This window comes from Fodinicola feengrottensis, from assembly GCF_010993775.1.
Classification (GTDB): domain Bacteria; phylum Actinomycetota; class Actinomycetes; order Mycobacteriales; family HKI-0501; genus Fodinicola; species Fodinicola feengrottensis.
In genome coordinates this window covers 1-26,579 of the sequence record NZ_WOTO01000086.1, presented here as the reverse complement: position 1 = coordinate 26,579, position 26,579 = coordinate 1, and the positions used below count along the sequence as shown (strand labels likewise).

29 protein-coding genes and 3 pseudogenes are annotated in these 26,579 nt (G+C 66.1%); 21 read left to right on the top strand and 11 right to left on the bottom strand.

All coding sequences use genetic code 11. The features are described from left to right. Window positions 1–211: FAD-dependent monooxygenase (locus GNX96_RS45025; RefSeq protein ID WP_163573563.1), on the bottom strand; the 211-nt coding region annotated here is incomplete at its 3' end. A 248-nt stretch (window positions 212–459) separates the two neighbouring features. On the opposite strand from GNX96_RS45025, the gene GNX96_RS66650 reads away from it, so the two are divergent. Genes GNX96_RS66650 through GNX96_RS60150 form a run of 4 tightly spaced genes read left to right on the top strand, consistent with a single transcriptional unit; the run spans window position 460 to window position 1,301 of the window. Continuing rightward, on the top strand, window positions 460–633 hold the full coding sequence (locus tag GNX96_RS66650; protein WP_390624324.1) for an SAM-dependent methyltransferase: 174 nt from the start codon (window positions 460–462) through the stop codon (window positions 631–633). Further along, window positions 603–872, top strand: coding sequence for an SAM-dependent methyltransferase (locus tag GNX96_RS60160; RefSeq protein WP_313885952.1), 270 nt, complete (start codon window positions 603–605; stop codon window positions 870–872). Before GNX96_RS66650 ends, GNX96_RS60160 begins: the two co-directional genes overlap by 31 nt. Then, window positions 832–1,119 (top strand): SAM-dependent methyltransferase, encoded by a 288-nt coding sequence (locus GNX96_RS60155; RefSeq protein ID WP_279583208.1) that lies wholly within the window; start codon window positions 832–834, stop codon window positions 1,117–1,119. The genes GNX96_RS60160 and GNX96_RS60155 overlap by 41 nt, the downstream gene beginning before the upstream one ends. A gap of 5 nt (window positions 1,120–1,124) precedes the next feature. Continuing rightward, the gene (locus tag GNX96_RS60150; RefSeq protein WP_279583207.1) at window positions 1,125–1,301 is read left to right on the top strand and encodes an SAM-dependent methyltransferase; all 177 of its coding nucleotides are present in this window, start codon (window positions 1,125–1,127) and stop codon (window positions 1,299–1,301) included. A 22-nt stretch (window positions 1,302–1,323) separates the two neighbouring features. Here the strand turns inward: GNX96_RS60150 and GNX96_RS45015 are convergent, their stop codons facing one another. Next, window positions 1,324–2,382, bottom strand: coding sequence for a hypothetical protein (locus GNX96_RS45015; RefSeq protein WP_163573561.1), 1,059 nt, complete (start codon window positions 2,380–2,382; stop codon window positions 1,324–1,326). A gap of 218 nt (window positions 2,383–2,600) precedes the next feature. On the opposite strand from GNX96_RS45015, the gene era reads away from it, so the two are divergent. From era to GNX96_RS44990, 9 genes and pseudogenes are all read left to right on the top strand, one after another. Beyond that, on the top strand, window positions 2,601–3,479 hold the full coding sequence (gene era / locus GNX96_RS45010; protein WP_390624323.1) for a GTPase Era: 879 nt from the start codon (window positions 2,601–2,603) through the stop codon (window positions 3,477–3,479). Between the two features lie 137 nt (window positions 3,480–3,616). Next, window positions 3,617–3,775: a hypothetical protein gene (locus GNX96_RS60145; RefSeq protein WP_279583206.1), complete on the top strand. Its 159-nt coding sequence runs from the start codon at window positions 3,617–3,619 to the stop codon at window positions 3,773–3,775. A 1,229-nt stretch (window positions 3,776–5,004) separates the two neighbouring features. Then, on the top strand, window positions 5,005–6,351 hold the full coding sequence (locus GNX96_RS45005; RefSeq protein ID WP_163573560.1) for a fibronectin type III domain-containing protein: 1,347 nt from the start codon (window positions 5,005–5,007) through the stop codon (window positions 6,349–6,351). A gap of 252 nt (window positions 6,352–6,603) precedes the next feature. Then, window positions 6,604–6,708: pseudogene (locus GNX96_RS60140) on the top strand (AAA family ATPase); the annotation flags it as partial. 85 nt (window positions 6,709–6,793) lie between these two features. Then, window positions 6,794–7,237: an AAA family ATPase gene (locus GNX96_RS60135; RefSeq protein ID WP_279583205.1), complete on the top strand. Its 444-nt coding sequence runs from the start codon at window positions 6,794–6,796 to the stop codon at window positions 7,235–7,237. After that, the gene (locus GNX96_RS60130; RefSeq protein ID WP_279583204.1) at window positions 7,204–7,395 is read left to right on the top strand and encodes a hypothetical protein; all 192 of its coding nucleotides are present in this window, start codon (window positions 7,204–7,206) and stop codon (window positions 7,393–7,395) included. The genes GNX96_RS60135 and GNX96_RS60130 overlap by 34 nt, the downstream gene beginning before the upstream one ends. 35 nt (window positions 7,396–7,430) lie before the next feature. Next, entirely contained in the window at window positions 7,431–8,396 is a 966-nt protein-coding gene (locus GNX96_RS44995; RefSeq protein ID WP_279583203.1) for a DUF58 domain-containing protein, read from the top strand. Further along, window positions 8,393–8,587: a hypothetical protein gene (locus tag GNX96_RS60125; RefSeq protein ID WP_279583202.1), complete on the top strand. Its 195-nt coding sequence runs from the start codon at window positions 8,393–8,395 to the stop codon at window positions 8,585–8,587. The genes GNX96_RS44995 and GNX96_RS60125 overlap by 4 nt, the downstream gene beginning before the upstream one ends. 11 nt (window positions 8,588–8,598) lie before the next feature. Further along, window positions 8,599–10,791 (top strand): transglutaminase family protein, encoded by a 2,193-nt coding sequence (locus tag GNX96_RS44990; RefSeq protein ID WP_163573559.1) that lies wholly within the window; start codon window positions 8,599–8,601, stop codon window positions 10,789–10,791. Window positions 10,792–10,795: 4 nt separating this feature from the next. Here the strand turns inward: GNX96_RS44990 and GNX96_RS44985 are convergent, their stop codons facing one another. The 9 genes and pseudogenes from GNX96_RS44985 to GNX96_RS44955 all read right to left on the bottom strand — a co-directional run bounded on the left by GNX96_RS44985 (window position 10,796) and on the right by GNX96_RS44955 (window position 16,593). Then, the gene (locus GNX96_RS44985; RefSeq protein ID WP_163573558.1) at window positions 10,796–11,155 is read right to left on the bottom strand and encodes a fibronectin type III domain-containing protein; all 360 of its coding nucleotides are present in this window, start codon (window positions 11,153–11,155) and stop codon (window positions 10,796–10,798) included. Window positions 11,156–11,616: 461 nt separating this feature from the next. Continuing rightward, the gene (locus tag GNX96_RS60120; RefSeq protein WP_279583201.1) at window positions 11,617–12,135 is read right to left on the bottom strand and encodes a serine/threonine-protein kinase; all 519 of its coding nucleotides are present in this window, start codon (window positions 12,133–12,135) and stop codon (window positions 11,617–11,619) included. 28 nt (window positions 12,136–12,163) lie between these two features. After that, window positions 12,164–12,721, bottom strand: a pseudogene (locus tag GNX96_RS66645) (serine/threonine-protein kinase); the annotation flags it as partial. A gap of 31 nt (window positions 12,722–12,752) precedes the next feature. Beyond that, the gene (locus GNX96_RS44975; protein WP_163573556.1) at window positions 12,753–13,010 is read right to left on the bottom strand and encodes a protealysin inhibitor emfourin; all 258 of its coding nucleotides are present in this window, start codon (window positions 13,008–13,010) and stop codon (window positions 12,753–12,755) included. Continuing rightward, a complete protein-coding gene (locus GNX96_RS44970) occupies window positions 13,007–14,566 on the bottom strand; it encodes an HD domain-containing protein (RefSeq protein WP_279583199.1) in 1,560 nt (519 codons plus the stop codon). The genes GNX96_RS44975 and GNX96_RS44970 overlap by 4 nt, the downstream gene beginning before the upstream one ends. Then, on the bottom strand, window positions 14,491–14,799 hold the full coding sequence (locus GNX96_RS60110; RefSeq protein WP_279583198.1) for a hypothetical protein: 309 nt from the start codon (window positions 14,797–14,799) through the stop codon (window positions 14,491–14,493). The genes GNX96_RS44970 and GNX96_RS60110 overlap by 76 nt, the downstream gene beginning before the upstream one ends. Before the next feature lie 58 nt (window positions 14,800–14,857). Continuing rightward, a complete protein-coding gene (locus GNX96_RS44965; RefSeq protein WP_163573554.1) occupies window positions 14,858–15,391 on the bottom strand; it encodes a hypothetical protein in 534 nt (177 codons plus the stop codon). 17 nt (window positions 15,392–15,408) lie between these two features. Continuing rightward, a complete protein-coding gene (locus tag GNX96_RS44960; RefSeq protein ID WP_163573553.1) occupies window positions 15,409–16,011 on the bottom strand; it encodes a hypothetical protein in 603 nt (200 codons plus the stop codon). A gap of 63 nt (window positions 16,012–16,074) precedes the next feature. After that, window positions 16,075–16,593: a BMP family ABC transporter substrate-binding protein gene (locus tag GNX96_RS44955; RefSeq protein WP_163573552.1), complete on the bottom strand. Its 519-nt coding sequence runs from the start codon at window positions 16,591–16,593 to the stop codon at window positions 16,075–16,077. Window positions 16,594–17,059: 466 nt separating this feature from the next. Here GNX96_RS44955 and GNX96_RS44950 point away from each other — a divergent pair, with 466 nt between their 5' ends. From GNX96_RS44950 to GNX96_RS44920, 8 genes and pseudogenes are all read left to right on the top strand, one after another. After that, window positions 17,060–18,100 (top strand): hypothetical protein, encoded by a 1,041-nt coding sequence (locus tag GNX96_RS44950; RefSeq protein ID WP_163573551.1) that lies wholly within the window; start codon window positions 17,060–17,062, stop codon window positions 18,098–18,100. Window positions 18,101–18,188: 88 nt separating this feature from the next. Next, window positions 18,189–19,001, top strand: coding sequence for a DNRLRE domain-containing protein (locus GNX96_RS44945; protein ID WP_163573550.1), 813 nt, complete (start codon window positions 18,189–18,191; stop codon window positions 18,999–19,001). Next, window positions 18,944–19,213 (top strand): annotated as a pseudogene (locus GNX96_RS66640) (DUF6531 domain-containing protein); the annotation flags it as partial. The gene GNX96_RS44945 and the pseudogene GNX96_RS66640, both read left to right, overlap by 58 nt. 332 nt (window positions 19,214–19,545) lie before the next feature. Further along, a complete protein-coding gene (locus GNX96_RS44940) occupies window positions 19,546–21,645 on the top strand; it encodes a LamG domain-containing protein (protein WP_163573549.1) in 2,100 nt (699 codons plus the stop codon). Window positions 21,646–21,798: 153 nt separating this feature from the next. Then, window positions 21,799–22,659 (top strand): RHS repeat protein, encoded by an 861-nt coding sequence (locus GNX96_RS44935; protein ID WP_163573548.1) that lies wholly within the window; start codon window positions 21,799–21,801, stop codon window positions 22,657–22,659. Continuing rightward, the gene (locus GNX96_RS44930; RefSeq protein WP_163573547.1) at window positions 22,656–23,615 is read left to right on the top strand and encodes an RHS repeat protein; all 960 of its coding nucleotides are present in this window, start codon (window positions 22,656–22,658) and stop codon (window positions 23,613–23,615) included. Before GNX96_RS44935 ends, GNX96_RS44930 begins: the two co-directional genes overlap by 4 nt. Before the next feature lie 65 nt (window positions 23,616–23,680). After that, entirely contained in the window at window positions 23,681–25,141 is a 1,461-nt protein-coding gene (locus tag GNX96_RS44925) for an RHS repeat domain-containing protein (protein WP_279583197.1), read from the top strand. 119 nt (window positions 25,142–25,260) lie between these two features. After that, the gene (locus GNX96_RS44920; RefSeq protein ID WP_279583209.1) at window positions 25,261–26,190 is read left to right on the top strand and encodes an RHS repeat-associated core domain-containing protein; all 930 of its coding nucleotides are present in this window, start codon (window positions 25,261–25,263) and stop codon (window positions 26,188–26,190) included. Window positions 26,191–26,579 lie beyond the last annotated feature (389 nt).

The following is a 26,579-nucleotide window of genomic DNA, read 5'->3' as shown; positions in this document are numbered from 1 at the left end:
TCTGGTCGAACTGCTCGGACAGTCCCAACTCGTCCAGCAGCGTCAGCGTGGACGGATGCACGGTGTCGCCACGGAAGTCCCGCAGGAAGTCCGGGTGTTTCTCCAGCACCACGACTTCCACGCCGGCTCTGGCCAGCAACAGGCCAAGCACCATCCCGGCGGGGCCGCCGCCTGCGATGACGCATCCGGCTTGCTGGGGAGGACCGGACAACGCTGAACACACTCCCTTGTTGTTCCCCGCGACAGCGAGTGATGCGCAGTCATCTCACCGTACTCTCGCCGTACTGGCAACTCCGCTCCGGGCGGTATCTACTATTCTGACCCGAAGGTCAGACCGAGAGAATGTGGGAAGGCGTCTTTTCGGATCAGTTCGCGATGAAACGCGACGACCCGGTAGAATGCTGGCGCGGGGCTGTCCTGAGTCATAGGTCGGGAACAAACTTTGAGTGGGGCCAATAGATGTCGAGTGTCGGCGAACCTTCCGGCCGGGATTACATCCCGCCGCAGATTGACACCAACCGGCCGAGCCACGCCCGGGTGTATGACCTGTTCAACGGCGGCAAGGACAACTTCGAAGTCGACCGCGCGCGGTTTTCAACCAGATCTCGCAGTTCGCGCCGGCCCTCCCGCTGATCGTCCAGGAGCAGCGCAAGTGGCTGGTCCGGGTGGTGCGGTTCCTCGCCGGCCCGGCTGGCATCGACCAGTTCCTGGACCTGGGTTCGGGGTTGCCCACCGCGCAGAACACCCACGAGATCGCCCAGCAGGTCAATCCCGACGCCACTGTCGTGTACGTCGACAACGACCCCGTCGTCGTCGCGCACGGCCGCGCGCGTGCTGGAGGAGAACGAGCACACCCATTTCGTCGACGCTGACTTCATCGACCCGGAGAAGCTGTTCGCCAACCCGACGGTGGCGGCCCACCTGGAGTTGGATCGCCCGATGGGGCTGCTGATGGTGGGCATCCTGCATCTGGTCGACGAGGACGCCAAGCCGCAGGACTTCGTCGCCCAGTATTTGGAGCGGATGGCGCCGGGGTCATATGTGGCCATCGCCCAGATGACCATGCCAGGCAAGGACAGCGAGAACAGAGACTCGGCGTGCGGGTTTTTCAGACCCTGAGCGCGGTGATCGAGAAGCTGACCTGGCGCGACCGCGCGGAGATCACCCAGTTCTTCGGTGACTGGCAGGTGCTCGACCCGGGCCTGACCGTGCTGAACGAGTGGTGGCCGGACGGCCCGCAGGTCGCCCCGATGCCGGCCGAGGGCAACCTGGTGCTTGGCGCGGTCGCCCGCAAGAGCTGATTTGCCTTTGCGGTAAAGGAAATCAGGACTCGGCGAGGGCGACCGCCCGGTCCAACGCGGCTTTCGCGGCGGTGGCGTCGGGTCGCCGGCCGAGCCCACACGACGGGCTGATGTCCACCTGTCGGCCGACCCGCGATTCGACCCACTCCAGCGTCCGGCGCTGCTCGTCGAAGGGGATCTCCTCGCGTACGATCCCGGCGGCGATCCGGGTGTCGCCGACCTCGAGCTTGTCGAGCCCGCGGTAGAAACCCTCGCCACGATCGGTGAGCAGCGGCAGGTGCACGAATTCCAGCGGCCGATCGGCCGGCCAGATTTCCTTGGTGGCATTGACGATGCTGGTGAGTTGGCCAGCATTGCGTACGGTGGTCTGCTGTCCCGCCGTACGGGGGCCGGCCGGGGCGTCGTCGGTGAGGCTGCCCAGGCACACGTGAATGCCGAACCGGGCACCGATCGGGGCCTGCTGGGCGATCCGCGCGACGCCCTTGGCCAGCAGCCGGGCCGCGACCGGCCGCACCGGGCCGGGCGCGTTGGCGCTCAGCAACGTCTCGGCCGGCGTTTCCACCTGGAAAATCACCTGGTCACCGGCCAACTCATGGATGCGGTGGATGCCGCGTTCGGTCGCTTCGAGGAACGCCCGGTGGTTCTCCTTGCTGAAGGCACCGCCGGGCCCGAAAGCAATGAAGGACAACACGAAGTCGGTGGGCAGTCCGACCTGGTACGACAGCTCCGGCAGCTGGTATTCCTCGCGCAGCCGCAGGAAAATCGGCCAGTTGTCGATCGCGCTGGTGAGATAGAGCAAGTAGTCGTCGAGCGGTTTCTCGCGCAGGGTGTGGCCGCGCTTCACCTTGTACATCGTGCGTTTGTTCATCGTCGACCAGTCGCCGGCGTTGACCTTGCGCAGCGCCGGGTGGCCATCGAGGCCGTCGACCACCGGCTGGACGTAGTTGCGGCCGGGCTCGCCGTCGGACAGCGATCGCAGCAGCGGACCGGCGGAGTCCAGCGTCAACCGCATCGTCTCTTCGGCGGTGTGCAGGTCCAACGGCATGCTGCCGACGGTGTGGACGGCCCGCGCGGCTGCCATTTTTCTCCCCCAACGCTGGTACGGACGACCGAGCTTAGTCGGCGCTGACGAGCACCGAAACCCGAGCACTGGCAAGCAAATCTGGTCAGAGAGCTAGCTGGAAAACAGAGCGGCCCCGGTGCGGAGGGGGTGCCCATCGAGGCCGCTGGCCATCCATCTTAGCCGCGTACGCGATGATGGGGCGGTGACGGAGTACAGAGCGGGGGTTTCTGTGCCTGGTGGGCCGGCCGAACACCGGCAAGTCGACGCTGATCAACGCCCTGGTGGGGCGGAAGGTGGCGATCACCAGCAGCAAGCCGCAGACGACCCGGCACGCCATCCGCGGCATCGTGCACCGGGCCGACGCGCAGATCGTCCTGGTCGACACGCCTGGGCTGCACAAGCCTCGTACGCTGCTCGGCCAGCGCCTCAACGACATCGTCCGGGCCACCTGGTCCGAGGTCGACGCCGTGGTGCTGTGCATCCCGGCCAACGAGCCGATCGGGCCGGGCGACCGGCGGATCGCCGCCGACATCGCCGGGCTGAAGCAGGCGAAGAAGTTCGCCGTCGTCACCAAGACCGACCTGGTGGGCCCCGCCAAGCTGGCTGAGCAGCTGATGGGGGTGGCCAAGCTGGGGGAGCACGCCGGCATCTCCTTCGAGGACATCGTGCCGCTGTCCGCGGTCGCCGACGACCAGGTCGAGCTGCTCTCCGAGCTGCTGATCAAGCAGCTGCCGGAGTCGCCACCGCTCTACCCGGAGGGCGCGGTCACCGACGAGCCGACCGAGACGATGATCGCCGAGCTGATCCGTGAGGCCGCGCTGGAGGGCGTACGCGACGAGCTCCCGCACTCGCTCGCCGTCACCGTTGAGGAGATGGGTCCGCGCAGCGACTCAGAGAACGCTCTGATGGACATCCACGCGGTGGTGTATGTGGAGCGTCAGAGCCAGAAGGCGATCGTGCTGGGCGCCGGTGGTGCGCGGATGAAGGAGGTCGGCAGCACCGCCCGCGCGGCCATCGAGGAGCTGCTCGGCCGCCGCGTCTACCTCGATCTGCACGTCAAGATCGCCAAGGAGTGGCAGCGCGACCCGCGGCAACTGCGCAAACTCGGCTTCTAGCCGACATATCAGGCTGAACCAAAGGGCATACCCACAGGTCAGGAGAACGTACGGAGTGGGTAGGTTGCTCGGCGTACCATGTGGGCAGTTTCCGCTGAGGTGTCATCCGGTGCCAACGACCTACGGGGATTCCAGTCATGAAGCTCTCCGCGCGCAGGGCCGACGGGTCACTGCCGTTCCTGCGCGGGCGGTTGTCGCATTCGGGCGGGTTCGCGTCGGTTGTCGTGTGTGGCGGTGCTGCTCGGCTCGATGTTCGCGACGGTCTTCGGCGCCGGCGCGGCGAGCCGGGGTGCTGAACATCTCGGACGGCAACGTGTGGCTGTGGTCGTCTCAGAAGGGTGAGGCCGGCCGGGTCAACACGTCTTCCGGCAAGGTCGACCAGCGGGCGCCGCTGACCGACGACGCACGGCCACCGCGTGCAGATCACCCAGACGGACCAGCACGTCCTCATTCGCGACCTGGACACCGGCCAGATCTCCTCGCTCGACCTGAACCAGCTCGGCGCCGCTCGCAAGGCACAGGGCCCGCAGGGACCGAATGTGCGGGTCGTGCTGGCCGGTGACGCGGCCTTCCTGGTCAACGACCTGAGCGGGCAGGTCCAGCAGATCGACCCGGCGACGCTGGCCAAGATCGGCTCGCCGCTGTCGTTCCCGACCCTGAGTGGCGGGGGGCGGACGAGACCGGCCGGCTCTGGTTCACCGTGTCGAGCCAGGGCACCGTGGTCGCGGTCAGCGCGGCGGCGCCGGAGCGGGCTCCCAGGCCGCCGAGGCGGCGAACACCACCGCCAAGGGCGCCCAGGTGGCCGCGACCGCGAAGGTTGGCGAACCAGGGCACTCGTACGCGATGACCGCCCTGCGCTCGGGAGCGGCCGTCATCGACACCACCAACGGTCAGATTTCCACCCTCACCGACAGCAAAATCGCCTCGGTCGTCCAGTCCCCGATCCGCGGCCCGGTGCTCATCCCGGACCACGCCGACGGCGTCATCCCGGTCACCCAGCCGGATTCGCGGACGGTGTTCCTGGTCAACGGCACCACCGTCAACCAGGTCAAAGTGCCTGGTACGGGCAAGGATCTCGGGCCCGCGGTGGTCTTTGGCGGGCGGAACGTGGCTGACAACACCGCTCACTCCGTGCAGGTGCTCGGCCTGACCGGGACCCCGGCGACGCCGATCGCGATCCCGGACGCGAACGGCCCGATCGAGCTGGAGGTCCGTGAGGACCACCTGGTGATCAACGCGCCCAGCTCGTCCCACGCGGTAGTGGTAGACGGCCAGGGCACCCGGCTCGACGTGGACAAATACCCGCCGGACGTGCCCGGCCCGACCGACCAGGGCGAAGCGCAGGCGCCGCCCACCACCCCACCCCAACCCGAACCCGGTCGGCGGCGGCGCGACCGGCGCCAACCCGTCGCCCGGCTCGCCCGGCGGCGGCACCACCCCGGACAGCGGCAACGGCCCGAGCGCGCCGGCGTTGAAGGCGCCCGGCCAGGTGCCGTCGGTGGACGCGTCCGCCGGGAACAGGTCGGTGCAGCTCAGCTGGCGTACGCCGGCCACCGGCGGCGCGGTCAACTCGTACGTGGTGTCCGCCCCGGGCATGTCGTCCAAGGTGGTGTCGTCCGGCCGGCACTCGACGACCGTCGACGGGCTCACCAATGGCGTGGAATACCGCTTCTCGGTGACCGCCCGGAACCGGGTCGGCAGCGGCCCGGAGGCGCTTGCGAACCCGGTCACCCCGACCGGTGACGTGCCCGGCATCCCGATGGCCGTACAAGCGACCGCGAACCCATCCGACGGCTCGGTGCTGGTGAAGTGGACGCCTCCGCTCGACCAGGGGCCCGGCATCACCAACTACAAGGTCATCGCGAGCAGCGCCAACGGCGACCAGTCTTTCGACGCCAATCTTGCGAAGAGCCTCACCCTGCCCAAGGGGACTCTGACCTACGGCGACGCATATGCGATCACGGTCGTCGCCGAGGGCGCCGCGACCGCCAGCCCGCCGAGCGCGCCTTCGCAGGTCACCCCGTACACGGTGCCTGATCAGCCGGTCGTCTCGGCCGGCGCGGTCACCGCGACTTCGGTGACTTTCACCTGGCCCAAGCCGAACGAGAACGGCAAGCCGCTGTCCGGCTACACCGCGACCGTGAATGGCGTGGCGCAGCAGGTGACCCCCGACCAAACCAGCCTCAACGTCCCGAACCTCGCCCCCGGCGCGTCGGCCAGCATTTCCCTGGTGGCGCGCAACGAAGCCGGTGACAGCCAGCCTGGCGCCGCGACCGGGAAGGCGAGCAACCCGCCGCCGCAAATCTCGCGGGTCAACGAGAGCAGCGGTGGCTACACCCAGGTGGCGATCAGCTTCACGGTCGACTGGGGCGCCGGTGCCCCGGGTGGTACGTGCGCGATCACCCTCAACGGCAAGAAGATCAGCAGCTGCACGGGCGGCTCGGCCACCGTGCCCAAGGCCAGCACGAACTACGACTACAAGGTCGTCGCCACCTCTTCGACCGGCCTGACCGCCAATGCCAGCGGCACGGTGCAGAGCACGGTGTTCACCATCACCAACAGCTGTGACAATGCCGAGCCCGGCGGGGACTGTGGCCTTGGCATCCTGCAGAACGTGCCGCAGTCGGACCCGGACCACGGTCCCCCCAACAAAGGCAAGCTGGGCAAGGGCGCCTCCGCGTCGGCCGAATGCTACGGCATTGGTTACCAGTCACAGACCGGAAACCAGGTCGACGAACACAAGAGCGAGAACGGTGGCAAGGGCCGGCAGAGCACCTACTGGATCTATATCCCCAATGCCGGTGGCGGGTACGTTGTCGGTGCCTATCTGGAACAATCCGACGACCAGCTGAACAACCTGCCCAGATGCTGACCAGCAAGATGACCGTCCACAATGGAGTGATCGGGTGACCGTACCGGCGCAGCAGCCGCCCACGCCGCAGGAAGTCCAGGGTTTCGTCGACACGTTCGGCCGGGTGGTGTCCAATGTGGAGCTGGCCGTCCTGGGCAAGAACCAGGTGGTTCGGCTGGCTTTGACCGCGTTGTTCGCGGAGGGTCACCTGCTGATCGAGGACGTGCCTGGGACTGGCAAGACCTCACTCGCGCGCGGGCCATCGCGGCGAGCGTGCAGGGCCAGTGGCGGCGGATCCAGTTCACCCCGGACCTGCTGCCGTCGGACGTGTCCGGCGTGACGATTTTCAACCAGGCGACCAGAGCCTTCGAATTCCACAATGGACCGATTTTCGCGAACATCGTGGTCGCCGACGAAATCAACCGGGTCGTCCCCGAAAACCCAGTCGGCGCTGCTGGAGGTCATGGAGGAGCGGCTGGTCACGGTGGACGGTACGGGCCACCCGGTGCCCCGGCCGTTCATGGTCGTCGCCACTCAGAACCCGGTCGAGATGGACGGCACGTACCGGCTGCCGGAGGCGCAGCTGGACCGCTTCCTGATGCGGATCTCGGTCGGCTATCCGGACGAGCGGAACGAGGTCGAGGTGCTCCGGGCGGCGGCCGCCGGCCACAGCGTCGACCAGCTGCACGCGGTCACCGACACCACACCAGCACGGTGTCGCGGCTGGTGTCGTTGGCCTCGCGCGTACACACATCGCCGACCCGCTTTATCTCTACGCCGTACGGTTGGCGGCCGCGACCCGCAGCATGGACGAGGTGCGGGTCGGTGTCAGCCCGCGAGGAGCGATCTCGCTGACCCGCGCGGCCCGGGTGTGTGTGGGCGCTGTCCAACGGCCGGCCGTACGTGATCCCGGAGGACATGAAAGAGCTGGCCGGTCCGGTGCTGGCGCACCGGCTGCTGCTCGCGCCGGACGCGCAGATGCGCGGCAGCACAGCCGACGGAGTGCTGCGGCAGGCGATGGAGACGGTCGCGGTGCCGCAGCCGGTGGGCGCGGGTTCTGACTAGTGCTCGATCGGATCGCCGACCTGGCCAGACGGGGGTTGACCGCACGCGGGATCGGGCTGCCGCTCGCGGCCGTCGCGTTGCTGGTGGCGGGCCTGGTTTTCGGCTACTCGGACCTCGCGGTGCTCGGCACCGCTGGTCTGATCGCAGCCATCGGCTCGGTGGTGTGGGTGGCTTCCCGGCCGCCGCTGCGCGTCCAGCGCCGGGTCGAACCGGCCCGGGTGGCCCGCGGCCAGGAATGCCTCGGAGTGGTACAGATCCGCAACGGCTCGCGGTGGCGCTCGGCCGCCCTGGTCGGTGAAGATCACTGCGCTGGCCGCGATTTCGAGGCGGACCAACCGTTGCAGCCGATCCGGCTGTCGCCGCGCGAGGAGATCACCACGACTTATCAGGTGCCCACCCGGCGGCGCGGAATTGTCGATGTGGGGCCGTTGCGGATCGCCCGCCGCGACCCGCTGGGTCTGGTCCGACTGGCTTGGCCGTACGGCAAAGCCGCCCGGGTTTGGGTGCACCCGCGAGTTTATCCGCTGCTGCACGTGCCGGTCGGCACCAACCGCAGTTTGGACGGCATCGTCGACAAAGTGCAGCACGGCAGCATCACTTTCCACGCGCTGCGGGAATATGTGGCCGGCGATGACCTGCGGCACGTGCATTGGCGTACGTCCGCGCACATTGGTCAGCTGATGGTCCGCGAGCGAGCACGTGGACACCAGCCTGCCGCGGATCGCGGTGGTGCTGGACGACCGGCCGGAGGTATACGACGGGGACGGCTTCGAGGACGCCGTCGACGCGGCCGCTTCAGTGGTGACCGCGGTCGTTGGCAGCGGCCTCACCGTCGACCTGCACCTGGCCAGCGGGGCGCTGATCGAGGGCGGGCCGGACATTGGCGTACAACCGCTGCTGGACTTGTTGGCCGAGGTCAGGCCGGTGGAAGGTACGCCGTTCGGGTCGGTTTTGCAGCGGCTCAGGCACCGCCGCCGGGGGGGACACCGCGATTTTGTTGACCGGCAGCGGTTCCACTGATGGGTCCGAACTGAACCAGGCGGCCGCCCTGTCCGAGGTCTATCCGACCGTGGTGATCGGGGCTTTCGGCGGCTCTGACGTACGAGCCGCCCGGCTGCCCGGCGTCACGCTGATCGCGGCTGCCGACGCGGCCGCCTTCGCCGATGGCTGGAACGCGGTGCCGGCTTGGTAGGGATCGCGAAAGTGGCCGCGCCGTCGCGAATGGGCCGCATCCTGCCGGCCGTCGCAGCGGCCGTCGCGGCCGGGCTGGGGTCGGCGACGATCGGCCGCATTTACTCGGGCCTGGGCCTGCCATTGTGGGTGGCCATCGCCGCCGCTGGCGCTTTGCTGATCGCGCTCGCCACGACTTTTCTGAAGCTGCGGTTGGTTTTCTCGGCGATCCTCTCGCTCGCCTTTTTCGTCGTACTCACCGTCGTGGTGGTTTTTCTGGTGCCTTCGTTGGACCCTGGGTCGATCGCGACGCTTTATCTCGGCGCGATCCGGAACACCGGCGCGCAGGTTCTGACGGCCACCATTCCGGTGCAGGTCACGCCGGCGACTTTGGTGCTGCCACTGGGAATCTGCTGGCTCGCGGCGGCCGCTGGCGCCGAGATCGCGCTGCGGACCGGCCGTGCTTTGCTGTCGTTGTTGCCGGCTGTTCTGGCCTTGACCGCAGCACTCGTGCTGGTTGGCCCGAACGCGTCGGGCTCGGTGCCGGCGATGCTGGCTTTCGTTTTCGTGGCCGCGGTCGCATTGGTCGCGACCCGGCCGGCCGGCGGGATCCGGCGGGCGGCGGCCCATCAAGTACGCGCCGGTGTCAGCGCCGTGGTCGCGGTGGTCGTCTTCGTCGCAGCGGTGGTGGCGGTTGGCCCGCTGGTCGCGGGGCTGCGCAGCGGCGACCCGGTCGATCCGCGCGCGTACGTGACTCCGCCCCAGCAGCGGCTCGACCAGGTCAACCCGCTGGGCGAGATCGCCGGCTGGGCGCAGCGGCCGAGCGAGGTGCTGATGGAGGTGACCAGCCCGTCGCCGCAGCGGATCCGGTTGGTCGCCCTCGACACGTACGACGGGCTGGCCTGGACGCCGGGTTCGGCGTACCGGTCGGCCGGCAGCGTGCTGCCAGCGGCGGTGGGTACGGACGGGTCCGCGGCCACGCTGCAGCAGCGGATCACCGTTATCGGACTGACCGGCCTCTGGCTGCCGGCGGTCGAACAGCCCCGGCAGGTGACCGGCGTGCAGGTGTCGGTCGACACCACGGGTTCGCTCGTACGGCCGCAGGGTTTGCTGCCAGGGCTCGGATACACGGTCACGTCGACGCTGGCGCAGCCGTCCGCCAGCGAGCTGGCGACCGCGGACACGCCGACCTCCGGCGACCTCGCCCCAGACCTCGCGGTCCCGTCCGGGGTGCCGCCGGTGATCACGGTTTTGGCGCAGCAGAACACCAAACGCGCGGACACTCCGTACCAGCGGGCGCTGCTTTTGGAGCGTTACCTGAAGAACACGTATGCGTTCGACCCGGAGGCCGCCAGCGGGCATGGCCTAGCCACCCTGGCGTTCTTCCTGACCTCCAAACACGGTGGCCGCGGCACGTCCGAGCAGTTCGCCGCGTCTTTCGCCGTGATGGCACGGATTGTCGGCCTGCCCACCCGGGTCGTCGTGGGTTTCCACGCCGGCCATTCGGTCGGCAACAACCGCTGGGTTGTCCGCAGTGGCGACGCCTTCGCCTGGCCCGAGGTGTATTTCAACGGCGTTGGCTGGGTGGCTTTCGACCCGACCCCGACCGCGAAATCGGCTACCCCGCCGCCGGATGCCCAGACGCCGCAGGCGAAAAAGGACCAGCAGGTCAAACTCCAGCAGCTCGCCCAGCTGCAGGGACCGCCGGACAAGAAGGGTCCGGGTCGCGACCCGGACGTGCACCAGCCGCCGGCCCCGTTGCTGCTACGGCTCTGGCCACTGTGGACAGTGCTCGCGGTTTTGCTCGTACTGCTGGCGATTTCGATGGCACTGGCTTTCGCCCGGCGGCGGCGTACCAGGGCGCGCCTCGCGGCGCGCGACCCTGCCGACCGGATTGTCGGGGCGTGGTCCGAAACTTTGGACACCTTGCGGATGGACGGCCGCCGACCGCCGCCGCATCTGAACGCGTCGGAAATCGCCACCTGGGCTGTGCGTACGGCCGATACCTCGGTCCAGTCAGACGAGCTTTTCGGCGGGTTGCCGGCCCTGCAGCCGCTCGCCGAACTGGTGAACAGCGTGAGTTTCTCGTACGGCCCAGCGCGGGAAGCCGACGCGGCGCGGGCGGTCGCTTTCGCGCAGGGCTACGAATCCGCGCTGTTGCGGCCGCGCGGGAAAATGCGCCGGTTGTGGTGGCGGATTAACCCGAGACCACTGCTCTGGCGGTAGTAGCTCAGGAATGCGCGGGGCCCGGCCGGCGGTGCGTGCAGACCGCATCGGCGGCGGCGAGGTTGCCCACGTCCAGCACGGCCGCCACCACGAAGCAGTAGTCGATGCTCGGGTCGAGGCCGGCGATGGTGCGCGACGTGCGGCCGGCTTCAGTTGTCTGCGGCACCGCGTGATGGCCGGCGTCTTGACGTACGACCGAAATCACGTAGCTGGCGGCGCCGCCGGTGTGATCCTTCCACGTCACCGTGACCGAGCTGCCCTGGTCGGCGAGCTGGATGTCGGTCGGCGCGTTTTCCTTGGTCAGCTTGGTGGGGATGGTCGGGCTCGCGGTCGGGCCGGGGTTCAGCAGCGAGCCGCCGAGCACGCGCGACCACCGCGAGGCCCAGCACCAGGCCGATGATCGCGGCGATCAGGATCGGCACCCCTATTCCGCGGCGCGGCGGGGGCGGCTCGGCCGGTTTCGACGGGGAAGGCGGCAGCAGTGGTGGCGGGGGAGTCGGTGCGTACGTCTGCTGGTACGTCGGTCGAGGTTGGGTGACGGGGGGATGGGCGGCTGGTGACTGTGCGGCTGGTGACTGTGTGGCTGGTGGTGCGGAGGCCGGAGCCGGTGCCCCCACGGGCTGGCCGGCTGAGCCGACGTGGGTGCCGGTTGGAGCGTCGGCGGCGCGCTGGCTGGCGGACTTGACCACGGCTGAACCGCAGGCGGGACCGTGGGTTGTACGGCTGGGGGTGCCGATTGAGGCGCTGCGGACTGTGGTGGCGCGGACTGAGGTGAGACCGGCTGGGATGGCGCGGACTGCGGCACCGCGGCGGCTGGGTGGGCGCTCACCGGCGCTGCCGCCGGAACCCCGGACGGGACCGGTGGCGCGCCCCCCGCCCGGCCCCCGGGCCGGTCGTTTCCCCAGGTCGGGCCACCACCGTACGGTCCGGGTCCGGCTCGGCGAGCGGCATCGCCGGCGGCGCGCTCGTCGGCGCCCAGGGGTCGGCCGGCGGCGTACGCAGCGCCTGGTCCAGAGCCGGCCACAGCGCCGGCCCGGACTGGCCGCGGCCACCGTCGCGCAGCACCCCTGCGAACTCCATCGCGGTGGCGTGCCGATGCCGCTCGTCCTTCGACATCGCTCGTACGAGCTCGGCTTGCAGCCACGGCGGCACGTCCTGCCGGGGGAGCGGCGGCACCGGCGCGGTCAGCACCCGGAGCCGGAACTGCACCACGTCCTGGACCTGCTCGCTCGGGTCGATGAAGGGCGCGCGGCCGGCCAGCAGGTGCCAGAGGGTGGACGCGAGGCTGTAGATGTCCGAGACGGAACGACTGCGTACGTCGCTCCAGGGCCTCTGGGGAGGCATGGTACGGCGTGAGTTTGTCCAGCGTGTGGGTGCTGGACATGTCGTCGGCGGCCCGCGCTATACCGAAGTCGGCCAGCGCCGGCCCGAACCTGGAGCGCAGGATGTTCGGCGGCTTCACGTCCCGGTGAATGATGCCGACGTCGTGCGCGGCCTGCAGCGCCTCGCCGATCTTGATCCCGATGTCGATCACCTCGGCGACCGGCCGCGGTCCGTGCCGGCGCAGGATTTCCGCGTACGAGCCGCCTTCGCAATATTCCATGACGATGTACGGGTTGCCGGTCGAGGTGGTGCCGGTGTCGATGATCGACACGATGTGCGGGTGGCTGGACAGCCGCACGGTGAGGTCGAGTTCGCGCTGGATGTGGTGTGCGGTCGTCTCTTCGTCGACAGTCAGCACCTTGATCGCCACCACCCGGCCGACCCGCTGCTGGACGCCCCGGTAGATGAGCGCCGAGCTGCCGTGCGCGATCAGCTCCAGCTTGCCGTAGCCGACGATGCCGGCCGCCGGGCCGCCCGCTGGCTGGCCGTTCGGCTCTGGGCGCCCGTCTGGGCGCCATGGTCCTGGCGGCGGTCCACCCGTGGTCATGCGCCCATTCTGCCGGTACCCGCCGGTCTGGTCAGGAAGTAGCCATCACCCGGTCGACCAGCGTGCGCTGCGAGTCGCTCATGTGCGTCTCGCCGACCACGCCGGTGCGGCCGTCGTCGGTGCTGATCTCGTACACGAAACGGTCCGCGTAAGCGGGTTCGGGTGCGGTGCCGGCGACGAGGTCGGCGTGGTCGACCAGGCTGTCGAGCTCCGGCTGGTCGGTGGTGTCCAGCGACTTCTCCAGCCGCAGGCCCCCGAAGCCCCCGGTTCGTACCACGGTGATCCTCACCCGACCACCCTCCCACGCTGGGCGGACGGCGTCGAATGGATCATTCTTGGCCGTACACAGGGGCGGCGGCGGGCGGGAGTGGCCACCAGTTGCTCGGCCAGCTCCGCCGTCACCACGGTTTCGTTCGCGACTGCCGCATAGAGGGCTTCCAGGTCTGGATAGCCCAACCGCCGGCACACGGCCAGCGCGACGCCGTGCTGCTCCAGCTCCAGCAGGTCCGTCTCGTTCTCGGCAAGGACCTTGACCAGCCGCAGCCGGCCGTCGACGGCGGCCCGGTCGGCGCGCTGTTCGTCCAGCCAGCGTTGAATGTGGACCCGCGCGTTGCCCGTTTGCGCGGTTTCCAGCCACACTTCGGACGGCCCGCCCTGTGTGGTGCTGTCGCTGGTGAGGATCCGTACCACCTGGCCATCGTCCAGTGCGGTGTGCAGCCCAGCCAGCCGGTCGTTGACCATCGCACCGATCGCATGTGCGCCCAGCTCCGGGTCGACCGCGTAGGCGAAGTCGATCGGGGTGGAGTTTCGGGGCAGCGGCACACACATCTCCGGTCTCGGTGAAGACGACGATGCTGCCGCTGCGCAGCTCGGCCGGATGGAATCCAGGTACTGTCCCGAATCCGGGTGCGCCTGCCAGGCCAGCAGGTTGCGCAGCCAGTCCAGGTCAGGCCGCCGAGCGGCGTCTCGTACCAGCCGTGTGGAGGTCTGCGCCGCGTCGTTGATATGCACGATGATCCCGAATTCGGCGAGCCGGTGCATGCGGGGCGTACGAATCTCCACCTCCAGCACGTCCTCGTCCGCGGTCACCACCGTGGTGTGCAAAGACTGGTAGAGATTGTGTTTGGGGGCCGCGATGAAGTCCTTCATCCGGGCCGGCATCGGATGCCAGATCGCGTGCACGGCGCCCAAAGCCAGATAGCAGTCCGCATCCGGTCCGTTGACGAGAATGGTGATGCGGGTGGCGTCGCCTACTCGGATTGTCTGGTCCAGGATGGGATTGGCGCGCCGGTCCCGGTGGATCGAATAGAGGTGCCGGTTGCGGGTTTCCACCTGCGCTTTCAGGCCCGCGGACCGAAGCGCGTGGGTGACCTGGTCCACCAGCGGCCCGAGCCTCGCCGCCCGATCTCGCTCGGTTTCCTTGAGAGAGGCACGAATTTCCTCGTACGCCTCCGGACGCAGATTGGCGAAGGCGAGATCCTCCATTTCTCGCCGCAGCACGTAAACCCCGAGCCGCTCGGCCAGCGGGACCAGCAACTGCACGGACTGGCGCGCGATCCGCTCCCGTTTCTCCGGTTTGGGATGCCAATGCAGGGTGCGCAGGTTGTGCACCCGGTCAGCCAGCTTGATCAGGATGACTCGCAGGTCGTCGGCGGCGGCCAGGATCATCTTGCGGAAGGTCTCGGCTTCGGCCCGGTCGCCCCATTTCGAGCCGTCCAGCTTGGTCACCCCGTCGACCAGCACCGCGACCTCGGCGCCGAACTCGTCCCTTACCTGGTTGAGGCCAAGGGAAGTGTCCTCGACGGTGTCGTGCAGCAGCGCCGCCACCAGCGTCGTGGTGTCCATGCCGAGCTCGGCCAGCAGCAGTGCGACCGCAGCGGATGCGTCACGTACGGTGCGCCGGACTTGCGTTTCTGGTCGCGGTGCGCAAAAGCGGCCACCTCGAAGCCGCGCCGCAGCACGTCGACATCCGCTTTCGGGAAATGCCGCCGATGCGCCGCGATCAACGGCTCGGCGGCCACCGCCGGCGCCTCCGCCACGGCACGCCCACCGACCCATCTCGCCAACCGTCTGCTCACGGCCGGCCCTCCTCACTCGTGACGCTCGCGCCTCACCGGTGAGATGTCCTATCCGACATTACAGCGTTGAGTGGCTGATGGGGGACTCTCTGCGCCTTTGTACCCAGTCGAGGGCACCGCAGGCCAGGCTGGTCACCAGCACCGCGACGGCCACCCCGGCGAGCAGCCTGGTTTCGGGATAGCCGCTGGGAACCGCCTTCAGGGCGCCCCAACCGGCGGCCGCTCCGACAATCAGGGCCCCGGCAATCTGCCCTCCCCAGACCGCACGGTTTCCGCTCGTACGCCCAAAGGCTTCGCGGAGTCCTAATGTCGCGGCCGCCGCCCCGACCGCCAGGCCTGCCGCGAGGGCCGCGATTTCGGCGAGTCTGCTGCCGAAGCTGAGGCCGTACCGAATCGGTAGGGCCGGCACGAAAAACAGGAGGATCAGCCACCGGAACGACGTGGTGATCGAATCGATGGCAGGGCCTGGCCGCTTTGCCGTACGCACCTTGGCCAGCACCCTGGCGATCACCAGGACCGCCGCCGCGACGGCGGCTCCCGGCAGCTGAGCGGCGACGTGCCCGAGGTTGTAGAGCAAAGCCGTGTCGTACACGACCAGGACGAGATAGCTCAGTGCGCCCGCCGATGCGGCGAAAACCAGTAGGTCAACCGGCTGCTCTTCTTTTGGCGTTTCTGTTTTTTGCGTACCGTGAAGGGCACGACGATCATTGACGCCAGCCGGATCACGATGTCCTGGACCGTGTACGGCGTGCGGAGTGCCCACTCGATCAGGCAAAACGTCACCGTCCACGCCACCGCCGCCGGCCACGCCAGCCTTGCGGCCCGGTGATAGAGGCCCGGCCCGTACCAGCGACACACCGTCAGGAAAGCGAAAATCGTGAATGGCAGCTCCAGGAAAGCCTGCACTCGCAGCAATGTCGGCGCCAGCAGCTCCGGCCACGGGAAATGCTGGGCAATGGTGCTGATGACCGGATTGTCTTTGGCCAGTGCGAACCAGCCGGTCGGCAGATCGCCTGCGATGAACGACGTGTCGCCGTGGTGCACTCGTACGATGTAGACGGTGAACAGCACCTGGTTGACGTAGATCAGCGCCGTCACCACCAGCAACCAGCTGCCGGCCGCCGGCAGTCTCCTTGGCTTTCCGTCCGCCCGGCCGGTCAGTCGTGCGCCGATCAGCCCAGCCGCGGTGGCCAGCACGATGACCGCTGTCAACGCCAAAGTCCTGCCCCTGTCCCATCGGAGATCCGTCCGCTCAAGGATGGAGCATGCCGATGGCTATCCGGCCACCGCCTTCTTGATCACGCCCTCCACCGCGGCCGGGATCTGGTCGTGCGAGGCATTGACGACCACGACGTTGCTTTGTGCAGCCTGCGACCCCACGACCACGAAGGTTGTCCGAGGAAAGCGATGGGCGTTGCTGGCCACCGCGTCGACCGAGGTCTTGTCCGCGGCCAGGATGACGTTGCATTTGCGCTGGGCCAGCGTGTTCACGTACGGAACGGCGTTCGCTTCGGTCTGCGGGCCGTATGCGGCCAGAAACTGCACTTTGGCGTGGGTGGTGAGTGACGCTTTCTGCATCCCCGCCCACACCGGGGCCGCTTCACCGGCCGTCCCTCGACTGTCGGTCAACAGACATGCCGTGAACGCCAGATAGATACGTGCCCGCGACGGCTCGGAATGTGGCGTCACGACCAGCCACATCGCCAACGCCACCACGACAACGGCGGCGCCGGCCGCTATCACCAGATTTCTTGGTCGTCTCAGCCAGTAAGGCCGCTTTGCGGTCTTCCCCATGGTGTCTACCTGTCCCCGTTTGCCATCAGTGCCGACAGCGCGGCCGCGTCAGCGTAGCTGGCGGAACCGGAGTTGACCAGATCCCGAAAGGGGCAATTCTTCAGTCAATAAGAATTAAAGAAAGAATTACCGGAGGTGGCCTTGTTGGGACGCTCGGCTCCTTTCTGGGATTCGTCCTCGTACGGCCGCTCTGACCGCTTCCTTTCGGTTTTTTCGGCGCTGATTGATGAGGTAGTTTGCGGCTGTTTTGGTCTTGGCGAGCACTTCTGGCATGGTCGGAGGTTGGCAGGCTCATCGTCGAAAATGCTTGACCAGTCGTGTTCGGCAGGCTACACATTTCTCTGATTGAGATTGCGCCTCCAGGCGTACCTTCACCAGGCGGACTCTCGGCGCTGACGTGCGCCGGGTCTGGCCGGGAATCAGCAACGGGGACGGGGTCATGGCTTCTCGCATGCGTGGATTTTTGATGTCCAGCTCAGAGCGCGGTCGCCGTTCGCATCGACGCCGAAGGCACATCGCCCTCCTGGTGGTGCTGACGTTTCTGCTGACATTCTCGGCCGATCCGGCGACGGCATTCGCCAGCCCCACCGGTGGTCCGCTGCTCCCGCTGCCGAGTTTCTCGCTGTCTGCCGCGCTGACCTGGCTGACCGGCGGCCCCGTGGCCAAGTGGGGAAATCTTCCCGTCCAGCCGACCGGCACGGCGGCCGGAAAGTCCCATTTGGTGCCGGCGTCCGCGACCAAGGCCAACCGGGGCACCGGCCGGCCGCCTGGTCACGGCAAAGGCGAGCTGCCCGCGTACTCGCCGTTGGCGAAGAAAACCCCGGTCGGCCCCAGCGGCCACGGCCCCGGAAGATTTGACGCCAAGACCAGCAAACGCGTCGCTACCAAGTCGACGGCCACCTCCACGTACTTTCAGAACGCGGACGGCTCGTACACCCGGCGGCTGTCCGAACAACCGACGAACTACAAGGATTCTTCCGGCGCGTGGCAGGCGAACACCGGCCTGACTAGCGTCGACGGTCGCTGGAAAGAGAAAGCCAACTCCCTCGCCCTCGACTTCGCCGGCTCGGCCACCGATCCGAACCTCGTACGCTTCGGCCTCGACAACAGCCTGACCGCCGGTCGCGGCATCTCGTACGGACTGCAGGGCGCGACCGCGGTGGCTCCGGCCATCGCTGGCTCGACCGCCACTTATCCCGGTGTCTTGCCGGACACCGACCTGCAGGTGCACCCCACCAATTCCGGCGTCAAGGAGTCGGTGATCCTGCACTCCGCGACTGCGGCGAACTCGTGGGTCTTTCCGCTGAAACTCCGTGGTTTGACTGCGTCGCAGCAAGCCGACGGCTCGATCTCCCTGACCGACTCGACCGGCAAACCCGCCGGCCGCATCCCCGCCCCGTACGCGTACGACTCCAAAGTCGACCCGTCCTCCGGCGACCCGGCCACTACCCGCGCGGTTACGTCGAAACTCACCACCGCCGCGGACGGACGGCCAGCAGACAATTGAGACGACCCTCGACGCCACCTGGCTCAAATCCCCCCAACGAGTCTTCCCGGTAACCGTCGACCCATCGACCGGCGGCCTCTATCCCGTGGTGACGACTTACGCGGACACCGACACTCCTACCGTCGACCATTCGGGGGATCCAACGCTCAAGGTCGGCACCTTCGACGGCTCCTACAAGGCGAACTCGTTCATCAAGCTGGACACCGCTGGGCTGGACGGGTCGCATGTGACCGTTAGCTCGGCGATCCTGCATGTGTTCGACAGTTGGGCGTTCACCTGCACTCCAGAGCGTTTTGATGTGGCGCAGGTGACGGTGCAGTGGACCGGATCATCGGCCGGGGCTTACCCTGGCCCGTCGGTCGGTGGGTCGATTGGCTCGGCGACGCCGAGCGTGCCGAATGCCTGCGCGAATACCACGGCCGATCGGTCCAAGGGTGACTGGGTTTCTGTTCCTGTTTCGTCGTCGGTGATGACCTCGTGGGCTGCCAGCAGTAGTCCGGACGCTGGCTTGTCTTTGTACGCTTCGACCGCCGATCACGTGCACTGGAAGCAGTTCGATTCGGACAACAACAGCGACAACTATCCGTACATGGACCTGACGTACAACGGTGCGATGTTGCCCCAGATTTATGATAGCAATCCACCCAATGGCACCACCTCCACTACCCAGACGCCGGTGCTGTCCGCCACGGGCAACTACGACGTGGAAGCAGCGCCATCGCAGAAGTTCCAGTTCACTGTGTTCGACACTAACGGGACAAAAGTCGCCGACTCGGGTCTTCAGACAGCGAACTATTGGACTATTCCAGCTGGGAGGTTGGCCTGGGGCAGACCTGTTACTGGATGGTGCAGAATTTTGACGGCACCAACTATTCCGCCGGCGGGGATCTCAATACCCTGACCATCCAAGTGCCGCAACCGTTGGTGACGTCCGCGCTGTCCCAGAACCCAGGTGGCCGTGGCTTCAGCCCTGACAATGGAAACTACACCACATCGGCGACCGACGCCGAAGTCACTACAGTAGGGCCGTCGCTATCCGTTCAGCGGGACTACAACTCGCGAGATGTCCGCCTGTCGGAGGCGTTCGGCGGGGGATGGGCCAGCGTTTTCGATGCCAAGGCGTCGGAACAATACAGCCCATCGGGCGCCGTGGCGAGTGTGGCAGTGACCTATCCCGGTGGCTCAACCGTCGGATTCGGCAAGAACTCGGACGGGTCGTTTTCGCCACCGTCTGGACGGTTCTCCACGTTTACCACGACGACCGGTGGTTACAAGCTGGTTGACAAAGACGACACGACTTACACTTTCATCCAGGCGCTGGGAGGCGGAGCGTACGGCATTACCTCCGTTGCCGACGCCAGCAACAGAGCGGTGAACTTCGCCTGGGCGTCCGGCCACATTACGACGGCAACCTCGTCTGCCTCAGGGCGTGCGCTGCATCTTGGATGGAGCACGCCAGGCGGCGCGACGAGCCCGCATATCGGTCCGTCGCAACGGATCCGGCGACGCCGGGGAACGCTTCTACGGTTCAGACATGGACATACACGTACGCTAATGACCAGCTGACACAGGTCTGTTCGCCGGTAGACACGGCCAATGGTTGTACGAAATATAGTTATACAGCGGGATCGCAATATCAAAACCAGGTCGTCGATTTGGGTGCCAAGTCTTCCTGGCCGTTGGCCGAAACAGCTGGGACCGTGGCTGCGAGTGCGATACCGGCCGGTGAAGGCAATGACAACGGCACGTACCACAACGTGACACTGGGGCAGGCGGGGCCGCTGCCGGGCAGTTCGGCGACCTCCACGCTCTTTGATGGCTCGTCGTCTTACGTAGCGCTCCCTGACTTGAACATGCGGGCGAACACTGAAGCGACGATTTCGATGTGGTTCAAAACCACCACGGCCATGTCGGTGCTGTTCTCGTACGGCGATATGCCGATTGACGGCACCCAGAACCCAGCCAGGGAAGGTTCTGAGCCTGCGCTCTACCTCGGTTACGACGGCAAGCTTCGCGGGATGCTCTGGCCAACAGGTTCCATTTCGTCCAATGGGCAACTACAGCCCATTACCACTTCGGCAGCGGTGACAGACGGCCAATGGCACCACGTGGTTTTGTCTGGATCGCTGACAGGTCAAACGATGTGGCTTGACGCCGCGCAGGTCGGCACGGCGCCAGGAGTGGATCCAACCGTGACTCAGAATGCGCCGTGGGTTGATCGGTACACGCATTTGGGTGCGGGATTTCTCTCTAATGAGTGGCCGGCTCAGCCGCGAGGGCAGACTGACGGCACGGTCGATCGCGACTATTTTCAAGGCTGGATTGCCGATGCGGCTTTCTCCACGCAACCGGCTACTCAGCAGAGTGTGACGGCGCTCTACCAGGCTGGCACCCATCCAGCCGGACTGCTCAACTCGATCACACGTCCCTCTGGGAATACGGATGCGACGGTGACGTACGACCCGGTGTCGGCGACTGTGAAGTCGGTGACCGACGACAAGGGTGGTACGTGGACGATTCAGCCGCCGGTGGTCACGGGTTCGAGCCAGGTCTATCGCTCGTCGGTCATGGGTTCGGCGCCGGCGACGTACAACCGGCTGGGCGAATCCGCTGGGGCGTCAACGGCCCTGGACGAGGTCAACGCCGGTAATGGCACCTATTCGAATGTGACTTTGGGAACGCCAGGCCCGTTTTCGGACGCGACCGCGGCTTCTTTCAATGGCACGTCGTCTTTTGTGCAGCTTCCGGCGAGCGATCAGGTGCAAACGAGTCCCGGTTCGATTGAGATGTGGTTTAAAATGCCGAACGGCAACACCGCGGGCGGTGTGCTGTTCGACGAACAGTCGTTGGATATCACCACGATGACGGCGGCCGCCGGGAACTACGTGCCCGCAATGTATGTCGGTACAGACGGCAAACTGTACGGGAAGTTCTGGGATACGAACCACACATCCGGTGGGATCGTCACGCCAAAAAAGGTCAACGACGGTCTATGGCATCACGCTGCGCTGGCTGCGGCGCCCAACGGTCAGGTCCTGTATCTTGATGGGCAGAAGGTCGGTGCGACGACCGCGGCCCTGCAGGCTTCAACATCCGGATTCACTTATGTCGGCGCGGGAGCGTCAGGGGCCCCGTGGCCGAACCATCCGACGAACACCCTGGGATGGTTCCCCGGCTCGATTTCGGACGCGGCGCTCTACCGGACCCAGTTGTCCAGCCAGGAAGTCGCGAATCATTACGCGGCCGGGATGAATTCGACCGGGCTGTCGCCGGTGGAGACGGTTACGGTGACCGATCCTGGCGGGAAGCCGCTGAAATATCGGTATGACGTGGCGAACGGGATGCGACAGCTCTCCGAAACCGACGGCACGGGCCAAACCACCAGTTATGGCTATGACACCGGCGGATTCGCTCACACCATCACGGATCCGAACGGCAACGTGACCGTCGTTGGCCATGACGTACGCGGCAACGAAGTATCAGACGACCTGTCAAAACCAGGCAATGCAGTCCTGCTCGACGACCTACACGACCCATCTTCCTGACAACACCAGCACGAAACTCTCACGCCAGGCCCGAAAAACGACCTAGTCGCCACCACCCGGGACGGGCGATCTTCGAGCGCCACTGACAACACCTACCTGACCTCGTACGGATACGACGCGGCTGGCAACCGCACGATCGTCACCACACCGCCGGTGACGGGTTTCCCGAACGGCCGAACGACCAACGTCTCGTACACCGATGGCACGACGATCGCGGCTGCTGACGGCGGGTTCGCACCTGCCGGTTTGCCGTACAAGACCGTGTCACCATCAGGCTCGACTACGACAGTCAGCTATTTCCACAACGGCGACGTGGCCTCGGTGACCGACGCGGCCGGTCTCGTAACAAATTTCACTTACGATGGACTTGGTCATGTTTCGACCAAAAAGCAGGTGTCAGACACTTTCCCCGCCGGCGTCGCAACGTCGTATACCTACAACGGCCTTGGCCAGGTGCTGCAGGAGACTGATCCAGCGATCACGAACCGGATCACTGGTGCGGTGCACACACCGCAGGTGTCCACTGTGTACGCGCCCGACGGGCAGGTGCTGTCCCAAACGACGGCCGACACGACCGGTGGTGACGCCCCTCGCGTCGTCCAGGCCACGTACGATTCGCATGGTCAAGCGCAGACCAGCACCGATGGGCGTGGCAAGACGACGACCTTCGGATATGACGTTTACGGTCACAAGACTTCGGAGGCTGATCCTGCGGGGACGACCACCGCGTACACGTTTGACGCGGACGGCCGCATGCTCACGCAGGTAGTCAAGGGATTCACGGGCGATCCGAACAACCCGTCATCGCCGGCTGACCTAACAGTGTCTTCTCGGGCGTACGATCCGTCCGGCCGAATGGCGTCATTGACCGACGCGATGGGCAATACGACTTCCTATACCTACACCGACAACGGCTTGATCGCGACAGTCATCAAGGCGACCCGTCCGGCGCGAACCAGTTCGTACAGCAGTCGAATACCTATGATGCTGCTGGGAACCCGGTTCAGCAGTTGACGAACAACGGAGCCACCAAGGCAACATCCACTGTGGACGCCGCTGACCGGACGACGGCCACCACGGTCGATCCGACGGGTGTCAACCGCACGACGACTACCACGTTCAATCCCGATGACCAGCCCTTGACCACGGTCGCCAGCGATGGCAGCGGAACGACAAACACCACGACTATTACGTACGACCCGCTCGGCCGCGTCACCAGTCGTACGGTCGCGGACAGCGCTGGTCATCAGTCAAGCGTGGCCTGGACACTGGACAAACGGGGTCTGCCCAGCTCGATGACCGACCCTGACGGAAATACCACAAGTTACGCGTACGACGAGGACAGCCAGTTGGCGGTCACGACCGGTCCGGCTGTCAGCGCAGAAACTGGTGGCGGCGCTCCTGCGCTCGTCCATCCGGTATCGACGACCGGCTATGACACTTTCGGTGGCCCGACCGAGACGCAGGATCCGGACGGCAACGTCACAACGATGGCGTACAACGCGAACGGCCAGAAACTTTCCCTCGCACAGCCGCTATACACGCCGCCTGGCTCTGGCGCACCCATCACACCTGTGCAAAACTGGGCGTACGACGATGCGGGCAACGTCACCACGATCACTGATCCGCTCGGCAACGCCACTTCCTATAGCTACGACCAAATCGGCGACAGAACGATGGTCACCGATCCGCGCGGCGGGGTGGCGCGGTCGAGTTACGACAACAATGGCGAGCTGCTTCAAGCGGTCAGCCCTGCTGGCGCTGCGAGTCGCGCGACTTATGACTATCTCGGGCGGCAGGTCACGGCGACGACCTTGGAGCGTTATCCGAGCCCGGCGGCGTACACCGCCACGTCGTCGTACGCATCATCGGCGACCAACCCAGGTGGCGCCTTCCTTGCGTCGACGACAACTCCGGCTGGTGCGGTCACCAATACGGGTACGACGCTGTCGGTGAACCAACCCAAATGACCGATCCAGCTGGTTCGGTCACACATACGGCGTATGACTTGCTCGGCCGGAAAATCTCGACAACGGTGACTGACGGCACGTCGACGGCGACCGCATATGACCACCTTGGCGACCCGATCCAGGTCAAACAGCTGGACTCGGACGGGCAGACGGTGCTCGCCACGACTTCGGCGACTTATGACCTGACTGGCCACCTGAAATCGTCTACCGACGCTCGTGGGCACACGTCGAGCTTCAGTTTGGACGCCAGCGGACTGGTAACACAGGAAGTTCAGCCGGTCGACGACACGACATCGATAACCACGTCGTTTGGCTATGACCCGGCCGGGCATCGTACCCGTTTCACCGACGGGCGCGGCAATCCGTGGATTTACACGTACAACTCATGGAACATGCCCGAGTCGACCATTGATCCGGCGACGGCCACCTACACATCGGCCGCAGATCGGACTACTACTACCACCGCCTACGACGCGGATGGTCGGGTCTCTACCAAGACTGCGCCTGGTGGAGTGACTGTCACTGGCACGTACGACAAATCCGGGGAGCTGACGGGCCAGTCCGGCTCCGGGGCAGACGCGCCGACGGCCGACCGTTCCTTTACCTATGACCCGGATGGGCGAATGTTGACCGCGAACTCCGCGGCAGCTGGTTCGACCGGACCATCCGGGCCGGCGGTGCCGGCAACGAACGCCACCTTGACCTACGATGATCGCGGTCATCTGCTCACGGCAAATGGCACCGCTGGGTCGACTTCGTTGGGGTACAACGCCGATGGCGAGCTCAGCTCGCGCACCGATGCCGCTGGGACCGCTTCTTACACGTACGACAGCGCAGACCGGCTCGCGACGTTGAGCGACCCGGTCACCGGAACGCAGCTGAGCATGGGCTACAACGCGCTTTCTCAGCCGTCGACGATTCGTTACGGAACTACCGGTGACACTCGCACCTTCACGTACGACCATCGCCACCAGTTGGCGACCGACACCCTCGCCGCAGCCTCGTCGTCATCAGTCGCATCCATCGGCTATGGATATGACGCGAACGGGAACCTGACAAGTAAGTCGACTGCGAGTTTCGGTGCCTCGGCGTCGAATACCTACACGTACGACTACGCGAACCGTTTGACCTCGTGGAATAACGGCACAGCCACTACCGCGTACGGATATGACGCGTCGGGCAACCGCATCCAGGTCGGTCCGAATGTCTATACGTATGACGCCCGCGACGAGCTGACGAGCGATGGCAGCAACACGTACAAATACAGCGCCCGCGGGACGCTGACCAGCCAGTCCAACACGGTCGGTACGGCAGCGGCGACAACTGACGCGTATGGCCAACAAGCGACTCAGGGTTCTGTCAATGGGCCGACTCAGACGTATCTGAGCGACGCGCTTGGTCGAGTTGTCCAGAGCACCTCTAGCGCTGGTGGCTCAGCCCGGACATTTGCCTTTACTGGTACGGGGATGATCTTGCCTCGGACGGCACGCACACGTACAGCCGTGGCCCTGATGGGTCCTTGCTGAGTGTCGGCACGCCCAGCGCTTCAGGTGGGGTGCTTGCTTTCACGGATGCGCATGACGATGTTGTTGGTGAGTTCTCCGCGGGTGGTTCGTCGCTGTCGGGTTCGTCGGTCTACGACCCGATGGGAAATGTGACCGCGACCGCGGGCATGGTCGGTGGCCTCGGCTATCAGTCGGGGTGGACGGATTCGTTCACTGGCAAGGTGAACATGGCGACCCGCTGGTACAACCCAGCGAATGGCCAATTCCAGAACAAGGACTCAGTGTCGTTGGACCCGGCACCGCAGTCGGTGTCGGCGAACCCGTTCGCCTATGTCGATGACAATCCGTTGGGAGGAACCGATCCGTCCGGACAGTGTTCCTCCTTCTGGGACTTCGGGTGCCACCTGGCGGTTGCCGCGGCTGCAGTTAGTCATGCGTACCAGAAGTACGTCGCGCCGGTCATCAGTCATATTTACAACACATACATCGCGCCCACCGTGAATTACGTTTACAACCACTACATTGTTCCTGTGCGGGTGGGGATCCAGACCGCTGTTCAGCATGTGAACGATGCGTGGAATCAGGCGAAGGCCTACGCGGCCCGTGTCAAACAACTGGCGTTAGAAGCCGCTGCCCGGGTCAAACGTTTGGCTGCTGAGGCATATCACCGTTCCGTAGTTTTGTTGCAGCATGCGGCGACGGTGGCGGCCAAGACAGCGGCGACAGTTGGCACCTTCATCAAGGCCCATGCGGCCACGATCGCGTCGATCGCCGTATCGACCGTCGTCTTCGCCGGATGTGAAGCCGCTCTCGGAGCATTCACTGCGGGTGTGGGCGCGGTAGTCGGCGCGGTCGGCTGCGGCGCGCTGGCGGGCGCGGTCGGTGGTTTGGTCGAGCAAGGGGTGAACTGCGCCCAGGGCCAGAAGGGCGGGTGTTCGGCATCCGCCTTCGGCAAGGCGTGCTCGGCGGCGTCGGCGGCGCGGTCGGTGGTATTGCCGGGGGCCTGGGTGGCCGTCTGGTCACGGCGGCCCTGGGCAAGGCCCTTCCGGAACTGGTCACCAGCGTCCTAGCCGGAGCTGCGGGCGGTGCCGCCGGTGGTGGTGCGACTGCGGCCGCTTCGTACGGGCTGACGTGCTCTGATTCTTCTGCTGGCTGTTCGTGGTCTGGTCTTGGCCAGGCGACCGCCACTGGCGCCGCGACTGGTGCGCTGTTTGGCGCTGGTGGTGCGGCTCTGGCTGGAGTCGGCAAGGCGTTCATGTCCCGCGGTGGCCGCAGCGGTTCCGCCCGAGGCGCACCCCCATTGTCCACGTTTCGTCGGCACGACCCTCCGTACTGATGGCCGACCGGCTCCATAGCCGTCAGCAAGTGTGGCAGTTCGGCGACCCAAGGTCGCGACGCCCGTGCCGGCGGTGCGATGGGAAGACACGGCGCACATGGTCGGAACGGTCATCGTCACCAA